Source organism: Yersinia sp. 2542 StPb PI, assembly GCF_048593855.1.
Lineage (GTDB): Bacteria > Pseudomonadota > Gammaproteobacteria > Enterobacterales > Enterobacteriaceae > Yersinia > Yersinia enterocolitica_E.
This window is the reverse complement of the sequence record NZ_JAZGQA010000241.1, coordinates 1-5,846: the sequence shown is the minus strand read 5'-3', so window position 1 is coordinate 5,846 and position 5,846 is coordinate 1. Positions and strand designations below refer to the sequence as shown.

Below are 5,846 nucleotides of genomic sequence, written 5' to 3'. Positions count from 1 at the left end.
GTGTGTAATATGTACATTTTATTAAAGACCTCCTATTTCAAATAGAGATGTCAGCCTTTCCGTTAAAATTCACTTTTTAGCTTCAAAGCATGCATCATCATGACGGAATCAACAAAAACGGCCCCCATTGGGAGCCGTTTTATAGCACGTCAAATTCGCAGAAATGTGTACACTGTTATGTCAATTGCTTATCCGATACATGCTGCGTCTCTGTCACTGAATAGCCCGCCAAAATTGCTACGAAGATCATAAATAGATGGCCTTCAGATGAGTCCAGCAGGAATGAATTAAAGAAATTACACGCCATATAACTGGTCAATACAGCCAGTAGTACATTGCGTAAAACCGGTGTTTGTTGCCAAATAACGCGATAACAACAAACAATCCATGCCAAAAAGATAATTAAGCCAACAAAGCCTGATTGGATTGTTTCCAACAGATATTGGTTGTGTGGATTATTGATTTTGTAATTGATCTCTGGGTTCTCATAATAGAAGCCGCCAGCACCGTGCCCCAGAATAGGTGACTCTTTAATTAGCCGCACCGCTTCAATGGCAAAGGCCGAACGTTGCCCCATCGAACTACGACAAGCATCATTTACATCATCCGCAGATGCGGCCATACAGACTTTTATCTCATCGACACCCTGCACGATACGGTCGGTCGCTTTATTGGGTATCAGTAGTAGTGCAGCAAAGGCTATCGCCCCTAACACTACCAATAGCCAGCGTTGGCGGCGCCCCAGAGAGAAGAATAGCCATATCCCTAGCCCAACAACTAATGCCACATAACCGGTTCGCCCCAATACCAAGAACAGAATACTGTAGCTCGCCGCTGCCACCAGCAAGCCATACCCCCAGCGTTTCCAGCCCTGATTTTTAAAGGCCAGCGCCAGCCACAACATGGCGGCCAAAGCCATAAAGAAGTTTTGGGTAATTTGCAGTTTAAAGATAGTCGGATTGGTTGGATCTACATTGCCAATGGGAATGTGTAACACCCCAACGGCCAGTGTACCGGCTAATGCCAGCGCGTTAGCCGCTAAGAAGCCGATTCCAAACAATTTTATCAACCGTGGTTGGTTGATAAAAAACAGGGCTAACGGCAATACATAAAGAAATTTCTTATCTTTACCCACCATATCCGGGCCATAACTGTTGTGATGAAACAGCAGTGACAATGCCAACAATGCAAACATCGCAGCAGGCAGGTAAACCAACGGATTCGTCAGTAATGGTTTGAATTGCAATGTGTTGCGATTCATTATCAAACAGATCAGGATTAAAACCAGTGAGATATTGATCAGTGGGTTGGATGTCGGTAAGGAGATACCTAGCAGCAATGCTGCAATACCACCCAGCATTTCACTGCGACGGTTGACCGTGAAAGCGGCCGGTGAAGAAGTCGATGGGATTGTCATAATTCTCTCAGCTTAAGCTGGTTAGCGGAAAATAAGGTTACTGATGTGCCCCCGTTAATGGCTTTGAGCGCGCCACGCATCAACAGCACTGATAACTTCGCTCACCGGAATGGCGTTCAAATACCGATCGGTAGTGTCAGTATCTATCTCATTAGGGTGTGGCAACGTGCGGTAATGCCCGGCCCATAACAGCGTGTGTGGAGCCTGCCACGGATGCCATTGGTTAAGATTACTGGGGCCAAAGAGGACCACTGCGGGTGTTTGTAAGGCTGCGGCCATATGCATTGCCACGGAATCTACGCCAATAAAGAGCTTAGCGTTATCAATAAATACTGCCAGTTCCGGTAGCGCCAGCAGGCCAGACAAATTAACCACCTTCTCGGGTTGTGTGCATCCGGCGATGATCTCAGCAATATAATCCAATTCAGCCTGATCTTTGCCGCCGGTAAGTAGAATGGTTTCACCTTGCTCAGTGAGATGATTTACCAGTTGGCTAAATGATTCACTGGCCCATGTTTTGAACTTCCAGCGAGCAGAAGGTTGGATCAATATATAGTCATTGATATGGCGTTGTTGGCACAATTTCTGTACCCGTTCAACATCGTGCACACCATAAGACATGGTAACATCAGTAATAATATCCGTCAGTTGTAGTGGTGCGAGAATATCCAGATTATTGAGTACGGTATGCCTTTTGGCCGCATTGGGGATATCAACCAATGTAGAATGACAATAGCGCCATAGCCAGGTATCGCGTTTGGGATAATGGAAACCAATACTGAAGCCAGGTTTTAATAAACGACAATACGCTGCGGCTCGCCATTGATCGGATAAATTGAGAATCAGATCATAATGGTGTTCTTTCAATGCATTAAACAGCGCTTTTTCGCCACTGATTTGGGCCTTTAGACCCGCATGTTTGAGGCCACGGTCAACAATAAATGCATGATTGACCGTTTTGTTCTCCCGCAGCATATCTTGCGTTCCGCCATACAGCAGCACGTCGATTTTTGCTTGTGGGTAGTTGGCTTTTAAGGTACTCAGTAGTGGCGTAGTGAGTAAAACATCGCCGAAATGGCGTAATTTAATCACTAAAATACGCTGAACGTTACTTTTGTCCCGCAGTGTATCTGGCAGGTTAAATGCTCGCTGTTGGGCGGTAGCAACAAGAGCAGAAGGTTGCCCGGCAGGTGATTCTGTCTTATTTGATGTATTCATCATAGGATGCGCCATCATCGGCAACGAAGGGGGGCAATAATGCTATCCAAGTGTTTGCTGCATGGCAATTCTTTTATATCCGTCATACTGCAAGCTGCATGTGCGTTGGCTGCCCTCGCTCACCCCAGTCACTTACTTGAAATATCTTTCTTACTTAACTCTATAAAGCCACGAATGATTGTAATGATCATTCTGCCCCGAAGCTCAAGCTGGCAAGTAAGATAGCCAATTTTAGAGGCCAGGCGCTTTCCATAGGGAAGTCGTCAACCCGCTATCCACCAGCGACAACTGATCGGTATATACTGCTTGCCAGTTTACTTTTGCGGCTTGATACAGTGCCTGATGCTCGGTGTTCGGGGTGTATTCCCGCTCCCAGCGCACTAGCCGCTCACCGGTTTTATCTAGCGTGTCATACAGCCCGACCCCCACACCCGCGGCGATAGCACAACCGAGAGCCGTGGCTTCTTTGACAACTGGTACTCGGACAGGAACCCCGGTCACATCGGCCAAAATCTGGCTCCACAGTTTCCCTTTTGAACCTCCGCCTGCAAATACCACTGAGGCTGCTTTGACGCCGGAGAACTCAGCAATTTGCGCTAAGTTACAGGCCGAGACTATCGCGGCATTCTCTTCCAGAGCACGGAACAGGGTAGCTTTGTTGCATTTTTCTGGATCAAGTGAAAGGTTAATAAAGGAAGGTGCGGCGTGATACCAGGATTTGAAGCGCATTACATCGGAGAAAATCGGCATGATGCCGTATGCCCCTGCCGGTACGCGGGCGGCCATATCCTCCAATAAACTGTAGGTATCGATACCCAGCCGCTGCGCCAGTAATTTCTCTTCGGCGCAAAATGCATCACGGAACCAGCGCATGGTCAGGCCGGTAAAGAAACTGATGGATTCAGCCTGTACCATACCGGGAATAACATGAGGGTTAATACGCGTATTCATATTCGGATCGGTAATCGGCTTAGGCAAATTAACCACCTGCTGCCAGAAGGTGCCGCCCAATACTGCGGTCTGACCCGGTTGAACGACCCCCAACCCCAAACAACCTAATTGTACATCACCACCGCCCATCACCACTGGCGTTCCCACCAACAGACCACTCTCTTCTGCGGCTTGTGCTGTGACATGGCCTAGCAGTGTTCCGGTTTCTTTGACCGGCGATAAAATATCGGCACGTAGTCCAGCCATCTCCAGCAAGCTCGGTTGCCAGTTACGGGTGACTAAATCCAGCATGCCGGTGGTTCCTGCATTCGAAGGATCAACCGCCAGTTCGCCACTGAGCATATTGGCTAGCCAGTCGCTTATCATGGTTAATGTACCCGCCTGGCGATAGATATCCGGGCGGTAATGCGCCAGCCACAGTAACCGAGGCATAGCACTTAGTGCCAGAGTTTGGCCTGAACATTGATAAACCTCGAATTCAAACCCATCATTATGCAGCTCTTTAAGCTCACTGACTTCACGGCTGGCACGGGCATCCACATTGGCACACGCCCAAATAGGTTTGCCACTGCGATCATAAAGCACAATACCTTCGCGCATTGAGCAGGCAGCCACGGCGCGAATAGCACTCGCCGGTAGCTTAGCCTGATGCAATGCTTGGCGGATACACTGGCAGGCCAACTTCCAGTTAGTCGCTAAATCAAACTCCATCGACCCTGGGACATCAGGTACTGGCAAATGTAGCCACTCAGCCTGTCCGGCCGCTATCTGATTACCGTTAAGATCAAATATGACAGCCCGGACACTGCCGGTGCCGGCATCCAGCGCCATCAGGTATTCAGCCGATGTGGTCGTAGAGAATTGACTCATTACGCTATCCTCTGTTTTATATGAATTTATGAATAAACCTGTCCTCTACTGCTTTTTTCTCAAAAGAATAACCAAAACTATTGGCGTAATTCTTGAACCCCTGCGCAAGCCTAAGCTGGCAAGTAAAATAACCAATCAAATCAATTTGATGATTGATCTTGCTGTCAGCTCATCCGTCACTAATGCATTCACGTATTTTCCGCGCAATGCAGCCACAATCGCTTCTGATTTTTCAATGCCACCGGCGACACCAATCACTGTCGGGATGTTGGTCAGATCTGCCAGTGAGACGCCAATCAGCTCCTGGTGAATCTGCATATCCGGCACCAATGCGCCATCGGCTTGCATAAAGTAGCCAAGGATATCGCCGACCGCCCCCTTGCGACTGAACATCAGTTGTTCGCCTTCACCGATATAGCCGGAGCGTAAAATGGTGGCCTCTTTTTGCTGATTGACCGAACCGATACCCACCACGGCAACATCAGCCGCTCGGGCGGCTAGCATCACATCGCGCACACTGTTTTCCTGACGGAATGTTTCCGCCACTGTGGCACTGGAAGCACGCAACGGCGCAGGAATAATGCTGACCTGACAAGCGGCATCCAACTGGCCAATACCGGTCATATAAGAGCCAACCCCACCGGAAAGCGTCACCAGTCTGACCTGCTGCGAAGCGATAAAACCGCTTAAATGCTGTAAGGCACACATGGTGGTTTCACCAAAGCCGACTGCCAGTAGTTGTTGTGGTTGTATCAATGCCATCAATAAATGTGCAGCGCCAATCCCCAACCGGCTACTGATACTGAGATCAGCCAGAGAAGGCAGAATGCGGATATGCTTGAGGCCGAAATGCTGTTGCAAGGTGTTTTCCAGTTCCAGACAACCCTCATAGCGCGAATTAATCTGTACCCGAATAACCCCAGACTGGCGGCCTTTCTCCAGCAATCTGGAGACCTTCAGCCGGGTTAACCCCAACAGTTCGCCAATATCCCCTTGTGTTAAGCCATCGTGATAATAAAACCACGCAATGCGAGCGAGCAGTTCCTCTTCACTCATGCTATTACCCGGATATTTGTATTCATCGTTAGACGACATGGGTTTTTCTTTTGTTACTGATTTTTCTTTCATCATTAGCCGTGATCCCTATTGCCGCTTTCTCATTCTTCATTGATTCATCATCGATCAAAAATCCACGGTCTGATAAATGCTATACCCAAGAGATTTCAAGATGCAGGAAGGCGGCAAGCGCTGGCCCGTAGGGTGAGCCTCTGATGAGGTTCATCATCCCGATGAGCTTACATAAGTAAGTAATTCGGGCGATTGGGCACAGCCAACACACCTACAACTTGAAAGATGACGGGTATAAATCTCAGTTGATAACTACGCTAAC

General features: G+C 48.3%; 4 protein-coding genes. All 4 read right to left on the bottom strand.

What is annotated here, in order from left to right:
• Window positions 1-175: 175 nt before the first annotated feature.
• Window positions 176-1,417: an O-antigen polysaccharide ligase WaaL-ps gene (gene waaL-ps / locus V1952_RS19630; RefSeq protein ID WP_420075370.1), complete on the bottom strand. Its 1,242-nt coding sequence runs from the start codon at window positions 1,415-1,417 to the stop codon at window positions 176-178.
• A 54-nt stretch (window positions 1,418-1,471) separates the two neighbouring features.
• Complete coding sequence (gene rfaQ / locus V1952_RS19625; RefSeq protein WP_372557915.1) at window positions 1,472-2,638, bottom strand: putative lipopolysaccharide heptosyltransferase III; 1,167 nt, start codon at window positions 2,636-2,638, stop codon at window positions 1,472-1,474.
• A gap of 228 nt (window positions 2,639-2,866) precedes the next feature.
• On the bottom strand, window positions 2,867-4,456 hold the full coding sequence (gene lsrK / locus V1952_RS19620) for an autoinducer-2 kinase (protein ID WP_372557914.1): 1,590 nt from the start codon (window positions 4,454-4,456) through the stop codon (window positions 2,867-2,869).
• A 135-nt stretch (window positions 4,457-4,591) separates the two neighbouring features.
• Window positions 4,592-5,584 (bottom strand): transcriptional regulator LsrR, encoded by a 993-nt coding sequence (gene lsrR, locus V1952_RS19615; RefSeq protein ID WP_372559815.1) that lies wholly within the window; start codon window positions 5,582-5,584, stop codon window positions 4,592-4,594.
• Window positions 5,585-5,846: the final 262 nt, after the last annotated feature.

Excerpts from the sequence above, each read along its gene's own strand:
- rfaQ (WP_372557915.1), bottom strand. The coding sequence starts at position 2,638 with ATGATGAATACATCAAATAAGACAGAATCACCTGCCGGGCAACCTTCT.
- lsrK (WP_372557914.1), bottom strand. The coding sequence starts at position 4,456 with ATGAGTCAATTCTCTACGACCACATCGGCTGAATACCTGATGGCGCTG.
- waaL-ps (WP_420075370.1), bottom strand. The coding sequence starts at position 1,417 with ATGACAATCCCATCGACTTCTTCACCGGCCGCTTTCACGGTCAACCGT.
- lsrR (WP_372559815.1), bottom strand. The coding sequence starts at position 5,584 with ATGAAAGAAAAATCAGTAACAAAAGAAAAACCCATGTCGTCTAACGAT.